The 20738-nt window shown below is 42.5% G+C and carries 17 protein-coding genes and 1 pseudogene; 15 read left to right on the top strand and 3 right to left on the bottom strand.

Annotated features, from left to right (window positions below; all coding sequences use genetic code 11):
- Positions 1 to 132 precede the first annotated feature (132 nt).
- The 10 genes from AC5590_RS27270 (at position 133) to AC5590_RS27225 (ending at position 12986) form a co-directional block, all read left to right on the top strand.
- Positions 133 to 2316, top strand: coding sequence for a GumC family protein (locus tag AC5590_RS27270; RefSeq protein WP_169266472.1), 2184 nt, complete (start codon positions 133 to 135; stop codon positions 2314 to 2316).
- Between the two features lie 2 nt (positions 2317 to 2318).
- Positions 2319 to 3806: an O-antigen ligase family protein gene (locus AC5590_RS27265; RefSeq protein WP_169266458.1), complete on the top strand. Its 1488-nt coding sequence runs from the start codon at positions 2319 to 2321 to the stop codon at positions 3804 to 3806.
- 102 nt (positions 3807 to 3908) lie between these two features.
- On the top strand, positions 3909 to 4988 hold the full coding sequence (locus AC5590_RS27260) for an acyltransferase family protein (protein WP_248277286.1): 1080 nt from the start codon (positions 3909 to 3911) through the stop codon (positions 4986 to 4988).
- Positions 4989 to 5197: 209 nt separating this feature from the next.
- Positions 5198 to 6388: a glycosyltransferase gene (locus AC5590_RS27255; RefSeq protein WP_169266457.1), complete on the top strand. Its 1191-nt coding sequence runs from the start codon at positions 5198 to 5200 to the stop codon at positions 6386 to 6388.
- A gap of 15 nt (positions 6389 to 6403) precedes the next feature.
- Positions 6404 to 7387, top strand: coding sequence for a glycosyltransferase family 2 protein (locus AC5590_RS27250; RefSeq protein ID WP_169266456.1), 984 nt, complete (start codon positions 6404 to 6406; stop codon positions 7385 to 7387).
- 145 nt (positions 7388 to 7532) lie between these two features.
- The gene (locus tag AC5590_RS27245; RefSeq protein WP_169266455.1) at positions 7533 to 8492 is read left to right on the top strand and encodes a glycosyltransferase family 2 protein; all 960 of its coding nucleotides are present in this window, start codon (positions 7533 to 7535) and stop codon (positions 8490 to 8492) included.
- 154 nt (positions 8493 to 8646) lie between these two features.
- Positions 8647 to 10044: an oligosaccharide flippase family protein gene (locus tag AC5590_RS27240; protein ID WP_169266454.1), complete on the top strand. Its 1398-nt coding sequence runs from the start codon at positions 8647 to 8649 to the stop codon at positions 10042 to 10044.
- Between the two features lie 41 nt (positions 10045 to 10085).
- Complete coding sequence (locus AC5590_RS27235; protein WP_211178556.1) at positions 10086 to 10400, top strand: hypothetical protein; 315 nt, start codon at positions 10086 to 10088, stop codon at positions 10398 to 10400.
- A 222-nt stretch (positions 10401 to 10622) separates the two neighbouring features.
- Positions 10623 to 11603 (top strand): aldo/keto reductase, encoded by a 981-nt coding sequence (locus tag AC5590_RS27230; RefSeq protein ID WP_169266453.1) that lies wholly within the window; start codon positions 10623 to 10625, stop codon positions 11601 to 11603.
- A gap of 123 nt (positions 11604 to 11726) precedes the next feature.
- Positions 11727 to 12986 (top strand): DUF4336 domain-containing protein, encoded by a 1260-nt coding sequence (locus AC5590_RS27225; protein WP_169266452.1) that lies wholly within the window; start codon positions 11727 to 11729, stop codon positions 12984 to 12986.
- 30 nt (positions 12987 to 13016) lie between these two features.
- On the opposite strand, the gene AC5590_RS27220 is transcribed toward AC5590_RS27225, so the two are convergent.
- The gene (locus tag AC5590_RS27220; RefSeq protein WP_169266451.1) at positions 13017 to 13328 is read right to left on the bottom strand and encodes a hypothetical protein; all 312 of its coding nucleotides are present in this window, start codon (positions 13326 to 13328) and stop codon (positions 13017 to 13019) included.
- A 300-nt stretch (positions 13329 to 13628) separates the two neighbouring features.
- Between AC5590_RS27220 and AC5590_RS27215 the strand changes: the two are divergent.
- The 3 genes and pseudogenes from AC5590_RS27215 to AC5590_RS27205 form a co-directional block, all read left to right on the top strand.
- Positions 13629 to 14463, top strand: a pseudogene (locus AC5590_RS27215) (class I SAM-dependent methyltransferase); the annotation flags it as partial.
- A 70-nt stretch (positions 14464 to 14533) separates the two neighbouring features.
- Complete coding sequence (locus tag AC5590_RS27210; RefSeq protein WP_169266450.1) at positions 14534 to 15220, top strand: class I SAM-dependent methyltransferase; 687 nt, start codon at positions 14534 to 14536, stop codon at positions 15218 to 15220.
- A gap of 418 nt (positions 15221 to 15638) precedes the next feature.
- Positions 15639 to 18449, top strand: a complete 2811-nt coding sequence (locus AC5590_RS27205) for a COR domain-containing protein (protein WP_169266449.1) — start codon at positions 15639 to 15641, stop codon at positions 18447 to 18449.
- A 28-nt stretch (positions 18450 to 18477) separates the two neighbouring features.
- Here AC5590_RS27205 and AC5590_RS27200 read toward each other — a convergent pair whose 3' ends face one another.
- Positions 18478 to 18618, bottom strand: a complete 141-nt coding sequence (locus AC5590_RS27200) for a hypothetical protein (protein ID WP_169266448.1) — start codon at positions 18616 to 18618, stop codon at positions 18478 to 18480.
- Between the two features lie 73 nt (positions 18619 to 18691).
- On the opposite strand from AC5590_RS27200, the gene AC5590_RS27195 reads away from it, so the two are divergent.
- Positions 18692 to 19045, top strand: a complete 354-nt coding sequence (locus AC5590_RS27195) for a hypothetical protein (RefSeq protein WP_169266447.1) — start codon at positions 18692 to 18694, stop codon at positions 19043 to 19045.
- A 33-nt stretch (positions 19046 to 19078) separates the two neighbouring features.
- Here the strand turns inward: AC5590_RS27195 and AC5590_RS27190 are convergent, their stop codons facing one another.
- A complete protein-coding gene (locus AC5590_RS27190) occupies positions 19079 to 19681 on the bottom strand; it encodes a 2OG-Fe(II) oxygenase (protein WP_169266446.1) in 603 nt (200 codons plus the stop codon).
- A 98-nt stretch (positions 19682 to 19779) separates the two neighbouring features.
- On the opposite strand from AC5590_RS27190, the gene nudC reads away from it, so the two are divergent.
- Positions 19780 to 20592, top strand: a complete 813-nt coding sequence (gene nudC / locus AC5590_RS27185) for an NAD(+) diphosphatase (protein ID WP_169266445.1) — start codon at positions 19780 to 19782, stop codon at positions 20590 to 20592.
- The last annotated feature ends 146 nt before the right edge of the window (positions 20593 to 20738 follow it).

Below are 20738 nucleotides of genomic sequence, written 5' to 3'. Positions count from 1 at the left end.
GCAGCGTATACTGTAGAACTTACGGCACACTTGTGTCGTAAGTATAGGGTGAACTCAACCAAGTTATTTGTTCAAATTTTCATGAGTCATGAGTTATGACTCATGACTCATGAAATAAGGGAGAAAGATGTTATGGAAAAAGGAATATCAAGTGTACTAGCAGTGCTGACGCGACGAAGTATTCCCGCAGTCGCTGCATTTGTTGCTGTGATTGGTGGGGCGATCGCATATCTTTCAGTCACCCCAAGTAAATATGAAACTTATGCGCGACTGATGCTGGACGACAAAAGGGTGAGTGTCTCAGAATTAGGTCGTGATCTCACTCAAGTCTCTGCAAACGCACCAGGAATTAGTCCCTTGGCTGATCAAGCAGAACTGATCAAGTCGCAACGTGTTCTTGAACGAGCGATCGCGATTGCTTTTCCCAAGACTTACGGTGATTTATCTAAAAGTCCTGTATCAACTACAGAACTTGCTCGTAATTTAAAAGTTAAAATTGTTCCCGCAACGAATATTTTGGAACTAAGTTATCAATCTCGCGATCCTCAGCTCGCAGCGAAGCTACTCAACGCCATTTCTCAAGCGACGGTTGAGGACAACACAAAAAGTATTGGTCTTGAGGCTACAAAGGTTAAGCAATTTTTGGAACGCAAACAAGTACCCGAGGCGGAAAATAAGCTGCTACAAGCTGAAGCGCAAGAAAACAAATACAGAAAATTGAGCGGTATTGTCTCTGTTGAAGAACAAACAAAAAGCTTGGTGGAAAGTATAGCAACTGTAGAAGACCAAGAGCGTACTCTCTCGGCTCAACTTCAAGAGATCAAAGCGCGAGATGCATCCTTGCAGCAAGTTACCAAAAGTACAAACCTGAACAACGCCTATTCATCCGTTCGCAGCGGACAAGACGAAGAAATTAAGAAACTGCGAGCTAAGTTATCAGAACTGGAAAATAAAATCATTGAAGCTCGTTTGCGCTTCACAGATGATCATCCAGCTGTGGCAAACTTAGTTGGAGAACGGGATGCCTTGCGTGCAGTATTATCAGAACAACTGGGTCGCGTATCCTCAAAAAATCAAAGCGACTCCACAAACAATTTCGCTGGTGATCAACTCTCTCAAGATTTAAACTCCAAATTTATCCTCAATAGAATCGAAGAGTCTGCAGTTAATGATAGGGTGAAACTTCTCCAGCAAAAGAAAGTTGAACTCCAGAATCGTCTGGCTCAACTACCCATGAAACAGCAACAACTCACTGTACTAACCCGCAAACGGGAAGAAGCCGCAGTATCTTTGAAGTTCCTCCAAGGCAAACTGGAAGAAGCACGGCTGACAGAAGCACAAAAGGTGAGCAACATTCGTACGATCGAAAATGCTGTTGCACCATCATCACCATCTGAACCCAAACAGAAAGTGGTATTAGCACTTGCTGGTGTGTTTGGAATAATGCTAGGTGTTGGCGTTGTGTTACTTCTAGAGGTGATGGATAATACACTACGCGATCCTGCCGAAGCCGAAGAACTACTACAGCTACCATTGCTAGGAATTTTACCACGTTTACCCGCTAAAACGCTTGTTCTTGACCCAGCCAGTCAATTCTTAGATAATATGGAGTTGATTGAACCTTACCGCACACTCTTCAAAACTTTAGAGTTTCGCAAATCGGAACAATTGCGGGTGATTGTTGTCAGTAGTACTATATCTGGAGAAGGTAAATCTATAGTCGCATCACACCTTGCTGCTGTTGTAGGTATGCTATCTTGGCGAACATTGATTATTGATGCAGATTTGCGAAGACCTTCCCAGCACACACTGTTCAACCTAGCCCCTGGTCCAGGGATTACCGATGTGTTAGAAGGAAATGTATCCTTGCTGGATGCTGTGCAGCCAACAGATATTGAGAACCTAGATGTATTGACTTGTGGCAATCAACACGCCCGTCCCTCGCAATTGCTAGAGTCAGTCGCGATGAAATCCTTGATGGCAGAAGCATCTGAAAATTATGATTTAGTTATAATAGATACACCACCCTTAACTGCTTGTGCGGATGCATTAACATTAGCTCAAGAAGGTAATGGACTTATGCTGGTTGCACGTCCAGGCTTCACGGATAAAGAAGTTCTCTCAAGATGTGTACGGGATTTAACACAAAATCGGATCCCTATCCTGGGAGTCGCGGTGAATGGAATGACACATTTGACACAAAGTTACCGTTATCCTAGTTATCGTTACCGACCTCGATTACCCAAATCTCAGAAGCAATTGATTGGTGCAAGATCTGAGACTAGAGATTCTGCGAACAGTATGAGGCAGAGGTAGTAATGTTGACCAAACAACGCTTGGGTCCTTCTTCTCGTCTGGGACTCTTAATTGGGTTAGCAGGTGTGGTAGTTGGTTTGGTAACAGGATTCTTGATCGGAAGTACCAAACCTCTTTACTTGGGCTTAGCTTTGGGTGCAATACCATTTCTTTTTTACTTTTTTACTAGCTTTGAACAAGTTGTTCTCGGACTTTTAGTTTTACGTACCTCTCTAGATCCTTTCTCTGGGCAACAACTACCAGCGATGTTTGCTCTTGGGTTGGATGTTCTGACTTTGCTTTATGTAACAGTAATGTTATTGAGAAGGCAAACTGTACAGACTGACCGCTTTTTGTGGTTTTTTGCTGGCTGGGTTCTTTTACAAGGCTTGTGGGTGGTACTCCTGTGTTTGGGAGGGTTGGGATTAGCTGCTGGGTATTTGTCAGACAGCATCCGTGAATGGATTCGTCTTTTTTCGTGGTTGATGGTTTATCTGTTGGTGATGCAGCTCAAAGACCGAATTCCTCCTGAGAAAATGATCTCTGTGCTGTTCTTAGCTTTGGTAGCACCGCTCGTGGTAGGGTTGATGCAGATGTTCATACCTTCTGTCTTACCCGCTTTTCTCTCAGCGCAAAACTATGATAGTGATTCATTAGCATCTGAAGGTTTTCGCATCAAAGGGACGATTGGTCACCCTAATGGGTTTGTCACTTTGCTGTTACTATTTATTGGTTTAACCTGGTGGAAACTCAAGCAATCAAGACAAAGCTTTGTGTGGTTATTGTTGCTAGGTTTACTAGCATTTTTTTATGTGAGTACTAAGGCATTATTTGGCTTGATGATGATTGCTACCTTTGTTGTGGTTTTAGTTGCTCCGAAATTAAGCCCAGTAAACCTCATAGGTGGAGTTTTATTTGTAGCGCTTGTCCTGGGACTATTTGCCAGCACCGAGTTTGGACGAGAACGCCTAAGTTCACTCGCCAATACACCCCTACTCAATCCAAATATCGATGTGTCGCGAGCTATTCTACTTTCACAAAGCGATAACAACAGTTTTAACTGGCGAATTTCCAAATGGTATACATTGCTAAATGCTTGGCGTCTGCATCCCTTTTTAGGTTACGGTTTGGGATTGAGTATCAATGTATCTACTAATAGGTTGCTTCCTCACAATGATTATGTCCGAGCTTTAGTAGAAGGTGGGATACTTGGTTTTGTAACTTTTTTAGTGTTTATTGTGGCTCAAGGTGTGCGTCTTATCCAGCTTATGCGATCGGCACCACCTGGCAGCGCTCAACGTGAGTTATGTTCAGTTATGTTCGCTATTTGTCTAGCTATCCCTGTAGGAATGATTACAGAAAATATCTGGAGTCATACAACTCTGTTTTTTTATTGGTTCACTTTAATGGCAGTCGCAGGGTGGAACTGGAATGAACACCCTGTAGAGAGCAGTACTACTACCGCTTCGCGGAATTCAAAATTCAAAATTCAAAATTCAAAATGCTTATGATGTAAGTTTTTCGTTGATTTTGAATGGGTGCTTTATTTCCGCCGTCGTGTACTACGTTGATCCGTTCTCCAAAGCGTTTTTACTGATGATAAAAATTATGGCTTGGAAACTTTAGAATTTATGTCAGCGAAAAGACTAAATCTTATTCAGGTTTATCGAGGGTTGGCAGCAGTACTTGTAGTACTTGCCCATACAGATCTCATATATAACCAGAATTTGAATCAAAACTTTTTATTTAAAATAACCACTTTTGGAGGATCAGGAGTGGACTTTTTCTTTGTCTTAAGCGGTTTTATCATGTTTTATATTCATCAGAAGGATATAGGTCATCAAAACCAATTAGGAACATTTTTGTTTAAACGCTTTACACGCATCTACCCGCTTTACTGGGTTGTCTTAACAAGTAAAATATTTGCATCTTTCATATTGTTTGATAAATCTAATATCAAGGATATTGGTATTGGAGAATTTATCAAAGCTTTTCTGCTCTTTCCCCAAGACAGACAAATTCTTTCATCAACCTTTCTTGGAGTGAGTTGGACACTCAGCTTTGAGATTTTCTTTTACCTTATGTTTGCACTCTTGATTGCGTTGAAACCTCAGTTTTCTTTTCCGATAATTATCGCTTGGTTATCAGGCGTATTTTTTCATTTTATTGGTATTCTTCAATTACCTCCAAATAACATATTACTTCAATTTGTTTTTTCGGAGTTAAATCTGGAATTTGTTTTAGGTTGCTTCGCTGCCTATGCTTTGTTAAGCCAAAAAATTAGTAATGGAATACCATTTATATATGTAGGGATTTTTCTGTATACGTTATCAGCTATCGATTATTTCTACAAATTTTTAGGAGTATCATCTGTTATGACATTCGGCATTGCTTGTACACTTCTTGTTGTAGGTGGTGCTTCTTTGGAACTGAGAAAAACTATTAACGTCCCTAATCTTCTTTTATTTTTAGGCAATGCATCATACTCTATCTATCTAGCACATGGTTTTTTCATCAACCAGATAACGAAAGTTTTGAAGAAATTACCATTTAATATTTTTCAAAACCTGGTATTCGCAGATGTGTTAGGATTTATTTTTGCAATTATAGCTATCATTTGTGGATGTTTGATATATTTATATATCGAAAAACCATTACTCACATTTTTCAAGCCAAAAGCAGTGACAACCTAGTACTTTACCAAGGCAACTTTGAGGGGAAGAAAAAAAACCACAAAGACAAGCCAGTGCGTTGGGCGGCTCCGCCGACTTGAAGCACCTGGCGTGCAAAGAACGCAAAGGAAGAGGAAAAGAAGATGAATTTAAAAGTTAATTTACTAAGCAAAGTTGCCTTGACGGACTACTAGCATGAGTTTTTAGAATTTATTTTATTCTCTATAAAGATGACCCAACAAACTATTAGTCCCATCAATAACACTCAATTAAGTAAAAGAGGTGAACGACCCTACCGAGTTGTCTTAGTCCATCCCAGCACTGGAGTTAACTGGAGTGGTGGATCAGAAATTGTGGCGATTGAACTGACTCGTCGTCTGAGTTCCTACTTTGAAGTCGAACTGCTTAGTGGCGCTGATTGTGGACCTTTTAGCCACCCCATTCCATGTATTCCCCGTTCTCATGCTTATCATGCTGTGCGTCACCCTCTGGTTGCTCGACTGATGGGTAAATTCTCAACTCCTGAGATTGTGGTGGAACATCTAACGAGTTTTTTTCCTTGCTTACTCCACTTGCTTAGACATCCTGCTGACCTCATTTTTCCTCACAATGATTATGGTGGATTGGCAATGGCTGCTTGTGTCAGAGCGCTGACGGGGACGCCGATACTTTTTACTGAACACAATAGCTCAAATGCAGAGGGAAAATGTTTGCAGCGCAATCTTCGTTTTCGTCCAGATCATCTTGTTGTGTTGGATGAAGCGACAGCAGCATTCGCCCATAATTTGAAACCGACGCAACGAACAAGTGTGATTCCCAATGGTGTGAATCTTGAGCGATTTACACCAAAAGGAACAGCGATTAATCTTGATTTACCAAAACCAATCGCCCTGTGTGTGGCTAGTTTAAGCCGGAAGAATCATAAGCGAGTTGAACTAGCCATTCAAGCAGTAGCTAGCTTAAGCGAGGTTAGTCTTTGTATATGTGGAGATGGACCGGATCGCGCATACTTTCAAGCGCTGGGAGATCAGTTGCTGGGATCGCATCGGTTTGCGATTCGGACTTTCCCCCATGATCAGATGCCTGAAGTTTACCGCAGTGCGGATGTCTTTACACTCCCTTCCATTAACGAGCCATTCGGGCTTGTTTACTTAGAAGCTATGGCTAGCGGGTTACCCGTTGTCGCTACTGACGATGAAATGCGGCGATATCTTGTTGGTGAGAGTGGTATTCTATGTGATGTCACAAATATGGATATTTACACAACTGCTATCAAAGATGCGCTGAGTGGTGACTGGAGTCAACGTGCTAGACAGAATGCTGCTCGCTTTAGTTGGGATGCGATCGCATTACGTTATCGCGATCTGATTTTAGAAATGATTTTGCAGTCCAAGAAAAAAGTGTCGTTACCAACTCATTAAATACAAGAGGGTCATATGCCGAAAGTTTCTGTGATTATTCCAGCTTACAATGCTATGGCTTACCTAAAAGAAACTGTGGAGAGTGTGCTCAAGCAAACATTCACAGATTTTGAAGTCTTAATTGTTGATGATGGAAGTTCTGATGGAACAGTTTCCTGGGTTTCTCAAATAAAAGATCCACGAGTTCGACTGATTTCGCAGCAGAATCAAGGTTCATCTGGAGCACGCAACACAGGAATTTATGCTGCGCTTGGAGAGTATATCGCACTTTTGGATGCTGATGATATTTGGGAGCCAACCAAACTGGAAAAGCAAGTGCGATATCTAGAAGAAAACTCATTAGTTGGTTTGGTAGATACATGGACAGTTTTAATTGACCAACAAGGCAAGTCTACAGGAAGAGTTGTTGTTTCTCACGCAGAGGGAGACGACGTATGGAAGCAGCTTGTTCAGTTTAAAACAGTATGCGCTTGTGATAGTACACCTTTGATTCGTCGCAGTTGTTTTGAAACGGTAGGGTTATTTAACCGAGAATTACCATTTCTTGAAGATTTAGATATGTGGATTCGCCTTGCTTCGCGATATCGTTTTGCAGTTATAAAAGAAGTCTTAGTTCGCTATCGCCAATATCCAGGTAGTAAGTCTACAAATTGTCAAGGAACTTTGGAAGCTTTTCGTACAATTGTTGAGAAAGCTTTTGAGTCAGTTCATGCAGATTTATTACCTTTAAGAGAAAAAGGATATGGTCGGATTTCTCTCTACTTAGCTTGGAGAGCGATCAATAATAAAGATTATGAACAAGCTTGGCAGTTTAATCGTCAGGCGATCGCTCATCATCCACAACTTATTTTTTCTTGGGACTTCATCCGCCAAATCATAGCTTTGACACTCTTGAAAACATTTGGGCATCAAACCTATGACAAAATGAAAACAGTTATTCAAATATTGCGCCGAAACACATCAACCGATAATGGACAATGGAGAATAGGAAATAATTAGTAGTGAGTGAGGGAGTGAAGAAGTTAGGGAGTGAGAGACAAACTTTGAGTCTTTTTTTTCTTCCTTCTTGCCATACAATTCACCTCTTGTGTTTTACCTTTAGTTAGTTGAAAAGAATTAATGTATTCACAAAAAAAATAAAAATATGCCAAAAGTTACTGTTATTATTCCGGCATATAATGCCATGAAATATCTCCCACAAACAGTGGAGAGTCTTCTGAATCAGACACTCACAGATTTTGAAGTATTAATTATTAATGATGGCAGTTCCGATGGAATTGTTGAATGGGGTTCTCAAATCACAGACTCGCGAATCAGACTGATTTCCCAAGAAAATCAAGGCACAGCTGCGGCAAGAAATAAGGGAATTGTTGAGTCGAAAGGCGAATATATTGCCTTTTTGGATGCTGATGATATTTGGGAACCAACTAAATTAGAAAAACAAGCCCAATGCTTAGAGAATAATCCTTTGGTGGGTTTGGTAGACTGTTGGACAGCTTTTATAGATGAGAATAGCAAGCCCACGGGTTTAGTCATGAGGAACGATACAGAGGGTGATGTCTACAAGAAAGTTGTAGAATCATGTGACAGTCCTGTTTGCTGTGGAAGTTCACCAATGGTACGTCGTTCTTGTTTCGACATCTTGGGCTTGTTTGACCGGGAGAGTTACATTGAAGATGTAGATATGTGGATACGTATCGCCACTCGCTATCACTATGGAGTAGTCAAAGAACCTTTAGTGAGGTATCGCCAGCACCCAAACAACAAATCAAAAGATTGCGAATCAATGTTAAGAGGTTTTCGCCAGTTAATTGAGAAAACCTATAGCTCTTTGCCCACAGATATTTTATACCTCAGACCGAGGAGTTATGGTCGATTGTATGTTTTTTTAGCATGGAGAGCCATTGATACTAAAGATTATAAACAAGCTTTTCATTATACTCAGCAAGCGTTTGCAATGTATCCTCAACTGATTTTGAAACCGTGGTTTACTCGCCTAAATATAGCGATCGCAGTCATGAGATTCCTTGGACCTGATGGATATGAGAAAATACGGTCTTTTAATCGCAGTCTACGTCGAGGTTTGTTCGCTCGTGCAACATAAAGAAGAAAGAATTCGGAATTTAGAATTCGGAAGAAAATTGTCCGACTATTTTTTGAGTTAACTAAAGAACCTTTTAATTCATCTTTTTAGGATAGCCTGAAAAGATGAATTCTTTGCAAAAGAAAAGTCCAACTTATTTATTTTTGGAGTTGTTGTGGGACTTCGTAGTAAAGTCATCAAGGGTGGAGCCTTGATGGTCATACGCCAAGCTTTGGGTATCTTACTCAGTTTAATTGGCGTATTATTCATCACTAAAGTGATTGGGCCGGCTCAATATGGACTTTATGGAGTGAGTTATGGAATTGTAAGTTTTCTTGGTGGTTTGGGTATATGGGGCTTGGATGTTTATTTACTACGTAAAACTTCTAACCCAGACCAACAAGATTATAACCAAGTTTTTACTCTGTTGCTGTGTATTAGCAGTCTCTTTACACTCACTCTTGTATTAGGGCAACACATTATTGCCCAGATGCTGAACGTTCCAGAATCCGCACCACTGTTGGCAACTTTGGGTTTAACGTTACCTCTTTCGCTGTTAAACCTGCCTTTGACAATCAAACTGGATCGAGACTTAAATTTCCAGCGTGTTGCCTATATCGAGTTAATCAGCCAAGTTAGCTATTATGTAGCAGCTTTACCCCTGGCACATTACCTAGCACCTAAAGAACTTGGTGCTTGGGCACCTGCTGGTGGTTTGTGGCTGCAGCAAATCACTATGGTTTTACTAACTGTCTTTAGTACTGATCTGCGCCCACGCTTATGCTGGAAACCCAGTTTAATACGGGAGATGTTGGTATATGGTTTGAGTTACTCAAGTTCAACGTGGATTTGGCAATTGCGATCGCTCGTCAATCCAGTTATTGTAGGACGTTTTGCTGGGCTTGAAGCTGTTGGTTTTATCGCTTTAGCGATTCGCATAGCAGAAATGCTGGCTTTTGCCAAGTCTGTCACCTGGCGTTTGGCTATGGCGGCGCTTGCAAAATTAGAGAATGATCCACTTCGTTTACGTAAGAGTATTGAAGAGGGAATGCGTCTACAAGCACTAGCTGTTGGTTTGCCAATGGCTGCTTTTGCAATAGTAGCGCCTGTTATATTACCAGTCGTTTTTGGGAAAGTTTGGACTCCACTGCTGCAAGTTTTTCCGTTGATTGCAATTGGCTATATTGCTAATTCTATTTTCAACTTACATTCGTCAGTCCTCTATCTCTTAGGTAAAAATCTTTCGGTCACTTGGTTTCATACAGCACACATAGTACTTTTTGCCGGAAGTGCCTTTTTACTTGTACCGTACTTAGGGATGGTTGGTTATGGCTGGGCAGAAATAGCTGCATTAGGCAGTTATATAGTTATTCATATATTTATAGCAAAAGAGATAGGTAGTCCAAATTACACAGTCGCTCTTGGATGGGTGACTATATCGGTTGCTGTTCTGATTTTGAGTACAGTGAATGAAACAGTCCGTTACCTATCTTGCGTGCTGCTGCTGCTTCCGCTGCTATCAAGTAAAGAGAGAAACAGCTTGATTGGCTATTTTCAAATACTGAGATCTTAGAGGCGATTTGTAAAGTGAATTGATGTTAAGGTTGTATAAATATGGGAATTATTGAACCTTTAAAAGACGGGTTTTTAGAAATTATCCCAGAAGGTGAAGGCAGCGATTATTGGCATATTGCTGCAATCCATATTAATGGAGAAGTTTTTTGTCCTAGCCCCCGTATTTATCCTTCAACAAATGTTGCGTTCGCCAAAGCACGACGAATTTTTTATTGGATATATAATCATCAAATAGAAACTCAAGGCTTGGGATGCTATTGCGAGGAGTTAAAGATAACCTTGTGGCGTCAACCCAAATTGCATGCTAACCAAACTGACATCTTGCACCTGGTCAAACAAATGTCAAAATCATGACATATTATTTGACTCCGTTCTCATCCGCCTAGGACTGTAAGTCCCAGGCTGCATACGCTAAGTCCATTGAAATGGACTGAAAAAGCTAGAACTGATTTTTGAGTAAATATAAACACTGTTTCATATAAGTATTAGTAATTTACTCGTAATGGTGCAAGATCTCAACAAAGGCAAATCTAGCAAATTAGTACACTGGAGATTAGCTCAGCAAGGATAATAAAAATGCAAATTTGTCAAGAACTTTCCCTTCCAAGCATGGGTTGCGGAACTTGGGCATGGGGTAACCGACTGCTTTGGGGATATGACGAAAGCATGGATGACCAGTTACAAGCCGTCTTTAACCTTTGTGTGAGCAACGGTGTAACTTTATTTGATACGGGTGATTCTTACGGAACTGGGAGATTGAATGGGCGAAGCGAGTCACTCCTGGGACGATTTTCTAGAGAATATCTCGGTTCAGGCAAAGAAAATATTTGCATTGCAACCAAGCTTGCTGCTTATCCCTGGAGATGGACACGCCAATCAATGGTGTCAGCTTGCAAGTCATCTGCCAAGCGGCTGGGAAAAAATGTGGATTTGGTACAAATGCACTGGTCTACGGCGAATTATGCTCCTTGGCAGGAAAGAGGACTTTTGGATGGTCTTGCTGACCTTTATGAGCAAGGACTCGTCAAGGGTGTGGGCTTATCCAACTATGGACCAAAACAACTCAAACGGGTACATCAAAGATTTGCAGAACGAGGAGTTCCAATCGCGACTTTGCAAGTTCAATACTCGCTGCTGTCCACGTATCCCGTTACCGAATTGGAAGTTAAAGATGTTTGTGATCAGCTTGGAATCAAACTGATTGCCTACAGTCCTCTTGCATTAGGGCTGTTGACAGGAAAGTACTCCCAAAAAGGTCCTTTTCCAAAAGGCATTCGAGGTTTGCTGTTTAGACAGATGTTACCAGGAATCAGTCCACTTTTGGCAAGCTTACGAGAGGTGGCTCAATCTAGAAACAAAACTATGTCACAGGTAAGCATAAATTGGTGTATTTGTAAAGGGGCTATTCCCATTCCTGGCGCAAAGAGTGTGGAACAGGCAAAAGAGAATATTGGTGCTTTGGGTTGGGAACTAAATTCTGGTGAAATAGCAGAGTTGGATCAAGCGGCGGCGAGTACAGACAAAAAAATGGTGCAAAATATTTTTCAAACTCGATAAAATGTTGCCAGAAATCTCGCAAGATAGTTTATATGCTCAACAATGAACAGTGAACAGTGAACAGTGAACAGTGAACAGTGAAAACTGGTAACTGGTAACTGGTAACTGGTAACTGGTTTGAGCATGATAGACGTGGTTCGGGGGCATGAAGTGGCTCAAACTCAAAAGAATACGCACCAAACGCAGGGACAAGAGATTTATCCAGAGGACTTTTCATGGTCTTTTTGGTTTGCTTTGCCACTCTACCCCTTTGGCAAACGGCGGACTATTCGCAAAGAAGTTCTCAAAGATACAATTTGGACTTTTGACCAGCTTCAGGGCATTTTCTATGTTGTCGTGCCGATTCGCATGACCATTGTTAAGTTAGATGAAGGGGGACTGCTCGTTTATGCACCTGTCGCGCCGACGAACGAGTGTATTCGCCTTGTCAATGAGTTGGTTGCAGAACACGGCGATGTTAAGTATATCATTCTGCCAACTGTCTCTGGTTTAGAACACAAAGTCTTTGTTGGTCCGTTTGCGAGATGCTTCCCAAATGCACAGGTTTTTGTTACTCCTAAGCAGTGGAGTTTTCCGCTGAATCTTCCACTTAGTTGGTTAGGCTTACCCCCTAAACGTACTCAGGTTCTCCCAGAAGACAGCAGCCAAACTCCCTTTGTTGACGAGTTTGACTATGCAATGCTAAGTCCTATTGAGCTTGGTCCTGGTCGGTTTGCGGAAGTTGCGTTTTTTCATAGGCGATCGCACACCTTACTCGTCACAGATTCAGTGGTTTGTGTACCAGAAGAACCACCGGCGATCGTCCAATTAGATTCATACCCCTTACTGTTCCACGCCAAAGACAAAGCGTCTGACATAGTTGAAGACAATCCAGTAAATCGCCGTAAGGGATGGCAACGTATTTCGTTGTTTGCTTTGTACTTTCGACCAAGTATGGTAGAAATTATGCAATGGGGTGAGGTATTTCGTAACGCGTTTCAAGCACCGGAACGTTCCAAGAAAGCTTACTTTGGGTTGTTTCCCTTCCAATGGAACTCAGATTGGAAGTCCTCATTTGATGCACTGCGAGGGAATGGTCGTTTGTTTGTCGCACCAATTTTACGAACTCTCATTCTCAACCGCGCACCAAAAGAAACTATCAACTGGGCTAATAAAGTAGCGAGTTGGAATTTTGAGCGAATTATTCCTTGTCATTTTGACTCACCAATTCAAGCACAGCCGCATCAGTTTCGACAAGCATTCTCCTTTTTGGAAGAGTCTTCTGGTAAAGGGTTCAGCAGTAGTAGTGATTCTTTACCAGAGGAGGACTTTAAATTACTCAGGGAACTTGATAAAGGTTTAAATAAGTTTGGTATTTTACCGCCAGCGAAGGAGTTGAAATAAGTCGTATGTAGGCATGATTGTCATAATTCATTATTCGTCATCTTCTTTTTGAAACAATTCAAACAAACCAATTGTGCCGACAAAAAAAGTATAAGTGCCATATTGTAGTGGCGTCTTTTTTCTTGAAGGTGCAAAAAAAGCTGCGACAACTCCTTCAAGGAAATGGATTGTGACTGCAAAACGTTCAATCCAAAAAACTGGATTCAGGCTGCTTGGTACTTTCGTGTTAGTTAGGACTGCATAAATATTCCATAATTCCAATCCAATTGCACTTGTTATGAGAACTGTAGATAGAACTTTTACAAAGGTAAAAATATTGTTGTTTTGATAGTTTAATTTCATGGTATTTACTAGGAATTTGGTGTAAATTACTCTTAATACTCGCTGAAGTTATGAGCGGTTAATGCCTATTATCTAATATGTGGTTCAATTAACTGAAAAAACTCTAACTCAGATCTTGCACCTTCCCGTAAGTACGCCTTGAACTTCAGTTCAAGGCTGATAATCAAAGTCCGTTAAAACGGACTGGAATGTATATTAAGTAAGCTTTAGCTTACTTGAAGCTCTGAGCCAATAAATTTATTTATTGGCGGATCCAAAAGCTGGTGCTAGATCTTAGTTAAGCGATGAAAAGAGGTGAGTGTGTCAACAAGTCAGAACCCAATAGGGCAGCTTTTGTTAAAATCGCTCCTTCGCTTCCTGATTGGAAAAAACAAACTGCAGTTTTATGAAACAATAGATTGGCAACACCAGAGCGATTGCCTACGGCAGAGCTACGCTTAACGCTTCCGACAACCAAACTTAATTTATCCACACTATTACAGCAGTCAGAATTTTCACGGTATAGAAGGCGGGTACCTTAATTCTGTAGCAGCGATAACATATGATCCAGTCACTGCATTTGCTTCGCCACCAAATGAAGCGTGGATTCGTCAGCAGTTAATTGGTGTTATAAAGAATCAGCCAAGGAAAATTCTTGATCTTGGTTGCGGCACAGGTTCGGCTACATTGATGTTAAAGCAAGCTTTTGGAGAAGCGAGTGCGCGAAGGCGCACGCTGCGCGAACGTTATTGGATTGGATTTGTCTCCTTATATGCTAGTCGTGGCGGACTACAAAGCGCAGCAAGCGGGGTTAAATATAGAGTGGCTGCATGGACTAGCGGAAGCCACAGGTTTTGAAGAAGCTTCTTTTGATTTGGTGACAGCTTCCTTTTTATTACACGAAACACCACCCAAAATTTCTCAGTTAATTTTGCGAGAATGTTTTCGCCTCCTGAAACCAGGAGGACAATTGATTATTTTGGATGGGAATCAAAAAAGGCTGCGTCATGCGAAATGGTTGATCAAAATCTTCAAAGAACCTTATTCCACAGTTTATGCTGCAGAGAGTGTAGACGATTGGATGAAGGCGGCTGGATTGGAAGCAGTGCAAACAGAATATGTTGGTTGGATCAATCAAGTTACGAGCGGTATTAAAATTAATTAAGCCAATAACAGCTAGACTCCTTACGAAACACAGGGGCAAAAAGGGAGTAAGATTGATTTTTATGTTTGAACAACAACCAGAACATGTACGACTTCATATTAAAGAGTTAGCCACACAAGCCTCAGAAAAATCAGAGCCATCCGCATGGTTTGATGTCTTATATGTCGAAGCTAAAGGTGATGCGGCGCAAATTCCTTGGGCAAAGTTAGCCCCCCACCCCTATCTGCAAGATTGGTTGACTACTCATGCATCATCTGGTGAAGGGCTAAAGGCGCTGGTAATTGGCTGTGGCTTGGGAGATGATGCAGAAGCTTTAGCAAAGCGAGGGTTTGAGGTAACTGCCTTTGATATTTCCCCCACAGCTATTGCCTGGTGTCAGCAGCGATTTCCCGATTCGACTGTGAATTATGTAGTTGCAGATTTGTTGGCAATTCCCTCACAATGGCATCTTGCCTTTGACTTGGTTTTTGAATGTCGCAATATCCAAGCTTTGCCCTTGAATGTGCGCTCAAAGGTTATCTCCTCAGTCGCCTCTGTTGTTGCGACTGATGGAACGCTGTTAGTGATTACTCGTTTTCGGGAGACAGAAGCCGAACCCTCTGGTCCCCCTTGGGCATTGTCAAACTCCGAACTGGCACAGTTTGAAAATTTGGGATTACACCAACGAGAGCGTCTTCTGTTTTTAGCGTCCGAGCAGATTGACGTTAAACACCTGCAGATTGAATATCATCGGAACAGAATAATCTAGGACGCTTACAGCGTAAGACTTTTATCAAAAATCCTCATTTCAGGCATTCTGGAACGAATAAGGTAAAGCGATCGCCTTTGTTATCTCACAACTGGTGTTCCAACAGACAAGTTTCATCAAGTTCATAGGCGCGTTACATCCATACGCATTACCTCACCCTGCCCTGTCGGGCATCCCTCTCCGAACTCCGGAGAGGGAAAGATTTTAGCGAAGCTAAAAGCGAGGGTGAGGTCGAGCCGCAAGTTGCTATCATACGTATCACCTCACCCTGCCCTATCGGGCATCCCTCTCCTTAATAAGGAGAGGGAAAGATTTTAGCGAAGCTAAAAGCGAGGGTGAGGTCATTGAGCCGCAAGTTGCTATCAGTAGAATTTGGGTTACCTTTAAAGTACCAAATCAATAGTTCAGTAGATTGCTGATGACTCAGGAAGAATTGCTGCGGGTAATTGAACAAGCGGCGAGTGAGGGAGCGATGGAACTCGACCTCTCCGGCAATGATTTGACAGTTTTACCGCCATCTATTGGCAAGTTGACTCAACTCAAAAAACTGATTCTCGGCAAATATAAGTATGATGACGAGGGCGATATTGTTGGTACTATCGGGAATAACTTGAGTACTTTACCTGCAGAAATAAGACAGCTTCATCATCTTGAAGAACTTCAGGTTGTTGCCAATCGTTTAAGCAGTTTGCCACAGGAATTTGGACAACTCACCAACCTGCAAACGCTCCACCTCAGCAACAATCAACTCAGCTCACTGCCAGCGGAATTTGGACAACTTACCAACCTACAAACGCTCGACCTTTGGGACAATCAACTGAGTGCACTGCCAGCGGAATTTGGACAACTCACCAACCTGCAAACGCTCGACCTCTACTACAATCAACTGAGTGCACTGCCAGCGGAATTTGGACAACTCACCAACCTGCGATCGCTCAACCTCTACTACAATCAACTGAGCGCACTGCCAGCGAAATTTGGACAACTCACCAACCTGCAATCACTTGACCTGGGTAGCAATCAACTGAGCGCACTGCCAGCGGAATTTGGACAACTCACCAACCTGCAATCACTCGACCTGGGTAGCAATCAACTGAGCGCACTGCCAGCACAAATCAGGCAACTGACAAAACTTGAAAAATTGGATCTTCGTGGAAATCCAGTCCCCATTCGACCTGAAATTTTGGGATCGAAAAAGTTGTCAGAAAATTCTGGCAATGTAAATGAAATTCTCGATTTCTATTTCCGCGTCCAAGATCCAAAACAAACCGAACCCTTTTATGAAGCGAAATTCTTGATTGTTGGCGAAGGGGGCGCTGGGAAAACTTCCTTAGCTAAGAAAATTGCAGACGAAACTTACGAACTCCAGTCGGATGAGAAATCCACTCAAGGTATTGATGTCATCCAGTGGAACTTCACACAGCCCAATGGACAACCCTTTCGCGTCAACATTTGGGACTTTGGCGGACAGGTAATCTATCATGAAACTCACCAATTTTTCCTGACAAAGCGTTCTCTCTATGCCTTAGTTGCCGATACTCGTAAGGAAAACACAGATTTTTACTGGTGGCTCAAGGTTGTTGAACTCTTGAGCGACAATAGCCCAGTTGTGATCATCAAAAATGAAAAACAAGACCGGAAGTGCGAAGTCAATGAGCGGCGATTGCGAGGAGAGTTTACCAACTTAAAAGAAATTCTAGCAACCAACTTAAACAGCAATCGCGGTTTATCAGAAATTAAAAACGCCATTGAGAATTACATCAGCAGGCTTCCCCACGTCGGCACACCTTTGCCAAAACTCTGGGTAAGAGTCCGTTTCGCCTTAGAAAACAATTCCCGCAACTACATCAGCCTTGAAGAATACCGCACCCTTTGCCGAGAGAATAAACTAACTGACCGTGAAGATATGTTGCGCCTTAGCCGCTATCTGCATGACCTCGGCGTTTGCCTTCACTTCCAAGACGATTCTACGCTCAAACACTATGTCATCCTCAAACCGGAATGGGGTACTACTGCTGTCTACAAAGTGTTGGACAATGATACCGTCAAGAAAAATCTCGGATGTTTTACCCAGGACAATCTTGCCGATATTTGGAAAGATGGCGAATATGCGCAGATGCAAGAAGAACTACTGCAATTGATGATGCGGTTCAAACTCTGCTATAAAATTCCCAATCGTCCTGACAATCGTCCTGACACCTATATTGCACCTCAACTACTTTCCGCTAATCAACCCGACTACACTTGGGACGATACCAACAACCTGATTTTGCGCTACAAATACGAATTCATGCCCAAAGGTATCCTCACCCGCTTCATCGTTGAGACATACCCTTGGATTGATGAACAAAAACTCGTCTGGAAAAACGGCGTTGTTCTCAACAAAGACCAAACCCGTGCCGAAGTTATTGAAAACTATAATCAAAGGGAAATTAAAATTCATGTCGCCGGAAACCGCAAGAAAGAACTGCTAGCAGTTGTCACTCACGAACTCGACAAAATCCATGAGTCTTTCGAGCGTTTGCAGTATCAAACTCTTGTTCCTTGCAATTGCTCTAGCTGTCAAGGAAGTCAGACGCCTTATTCCTACCCTTTGGACAGGTTACGTAAGCGCTTGGAGGATAAGAAATACCAGATGGAGTGCCCAGAAAGCTATGAAACGGTAGATGTCCGAAAGTTGATTGATGATGTTATGAACCAACCATTCGATGCAGATAGGGAACTCAACTCGCAAGCAGCACCGTTGCAACAGGAACTGGAACAGGAGAAAAAAGCATTGTTGACGCCAACCAGAAACCTCGTTTTCATCAGCTATAGTCATAAAGATCAAAAGTGGTTTAACGATATCAAAATTCATCTAGAACCATTAATTAGAGAAAAGAATTTGCAACTGTGGGATGATACCCAAATCCAGCCTGGTGCTGTGTGGCGAGATGAAATTGCCGAAGCTCTCGCTGCTGCAAAAGTTGCTTTATTGCTGGTTAGTCCTGATTTTTTAGCATCAAACTATATCAGTAAAAATGAATTACCACCTCTATTAGAAAACGCTGGAGCAGGAGTCACAATTGTTTGGATACCGTTGCGTTTTAGCAACTACAAAGAAACAGCAATTGAAAAGTATCAAGCAGCGCACTCTACTGATAAACCATTGAACGCCATTCCCGCAAATAGACGAGATAAAGCTTGGGTAGAAATCTGCAAGAAAATCAAAACAGCAGCGAACCTTTAGTGAGTGCGATTTAGTGAGTGCGATTTAGTTAGTGCGATCGCCCCTTAATCACTACTATTTGTTTGTCCTTTTCTTCCTGCTCAAATTCAGCAGATATTGACTGAATTTCCTCTGGTGCAATATTTGTCTGCTCAGATACAGAGCGATCGCTTTCTAATTTACAGTCCAACCATACCTTCCAGTAGATGAGCAAGTCCCTAAAAAACGCTATCACACGATAAGTGCTAGTAGGTAAGATTGTTATGCATGAAATTTCACCGCAGAGCGTGCAAGCCGCACAGAAACACGCCTTGCAATCAATTGAGCATGGTAAATCGGTAGAAGAGGTTGGTAAGCGGCTGCAAACCAACGACCAAAATAAGCCGGAAATCGGTCAAAGCATTGAAGCGTCTGGAAAAACTATTCAGAAGCAGGCGCAGGAATCTTTGGAAAAGGCACAGCAATTAAAAGATGATCCTTCGGTGAAAGTATTTTCGGAATCTGCCCAGGCACATATAAATGCTTCTCAAAATCATATTGAAGCTGTTAAAGTATTTCAAAAGCAAGTGCGAACTCATTTAGATGATCACAAGCGCAGTAAATCCAACCATGAATAAACAGTGCGATAAGCCTCTGGTTTGGAGAATTCCTTACCTGCGCTTAACCTTCACCGCCCTAGACTCCACTGTGAACGCTGGAACGTCTTGCAGTTCAGTTTCACTCAAACTGTATTGTTCACAAACTAAGCTTAGACGAGTCCCTGTGATTTTAACAGCATTGACGGAATGAGTCAGATCGCCTTGAAAATACAGTAGCATGTTAGATCGTGGTTTAATCTGCCCGACTTGCTGTTTGTGGCGGCGCAGCACGAGTTCTCCGCCTTGCAAGTTTGGCGGTACTTGCACATAAAGAACACTAACCACCACAGGAGGCTCAATCGTTTTGCAGTAAGATCGCAAAGAGCGATCAATATGCGGATCGACGCGGGAGCCTTCTTTGAGCAGCAGCGGGTTAAGATAGAAAGCGTTGCAGTTCGGCTCTAGCGCCTGGTCGAGATAGGGCTTGAAGAAAGGAAAGCGCCGTTCCACTTCCGCAATTTCGCAACGCTGGAATACCACAGAAAACCCCTTTGTGTCAACAAAGTCGCGGTTAAGGTTGTTGGTTGCAAAATAGGGGGACGCTAAAATCTCTCCTCGCAAGTCGTTGAGGTAAGTGATTGGGAAGGCGTCTTGGTGCTGAGAAAAGTAGTTCAAGTGTTCAAAAAGTTTAGGAGTTTCAAGGTGATGAGGCAAATGTATGGTATTGGGTAAGAGCGGCGGTGATACGATCAAGGCAATTGTGTTCTACTGATATGCATCAAACCTTTATCCCTGGCATTACTCCACCTACAGTACAGTCTCAACCTTCCTGGTGGTTTGCGTTTGTTGGCAATAAATTGCTGGTTCGCTCCGAAGGAAACGTCAGCCAAATTCCCAATTTAATCAGTTTAACAGAAATTGGCTTGACACATGTGCGAACTCAATTCCTTGGCACCCTGGATGGTCAACCTTGTTACTCGGCAGAACTGCCCAAAGATGCGATCGTTCCCGATGGCATGGTTTTGCAGGGATTACGCGAATTGTACGGAACGTTGGATGAACAGTTATATGCATTAAGTGGTCGCGCGATCCAAATCCTGGAATGGGATCGCACTCACCAATACTGCGGGCACTGTGCGACTCCCACAACCCAATTATCCCATGAGCGTGCCAAACGTTGCCCCAACTGTGGATTAGTGAATTATCCTCGCCTCTCGCCTGCGATTATCGTTCTCGTTTCTCGGGGTGAAGAACTCTTGTTGGCTCGCGCCCCTCGGTTTCCGCCAGGGATGTACAGCTTGCTAGCTGGCTTCGTAGAACCAGGAGAATCGTTAGAAGAAACGGTGGTGCGCGAAGTCCGGGAGGAAGTAGGAATTGAGTTGAAAGATATTCGCTATTTTGGCTCGCAACCTTGGCCATTTCCCAACTCACTTATGATTGGATTCACAGCCACTTATGCAAGTGGTGACATCGTCATCGAACCGCAAGAATTGGTAGATGCTGCCTGGTTTAGTAAACACAACTTACCACAAGTTCCTCCTAGGTTGAGTATTGCCCGGAAGCTTATCGACTCCTTTGTACTTTGAGCAAGTCCCTATCGCTCTTGTATGACTCTGGAGAGTGAATAATTGGGGCGACTGGAAGTCGCGGCTACACAAACAAAGTCCCTTCGGGTTCGCCAGTCCTGCCAAGAGTTGTGCCTTGCGGAGCCAGTACTGCAGGAGGGTTTCCC

The sequence above is a fragment of the Brasilonema octagenarum UFV-OR1 genome (assembly GCF_963888615.1).
GTDB classification, from domain to species: Bacteria; Cyanobacteriota; Cyanobacteriia; order Cyanobacteriales; family Nostocaceae; genus Brasilonema; species Brasilonema sennae.
This window is presented reverse-complemented; position numbering and strand designations above follow the sequence as displayed.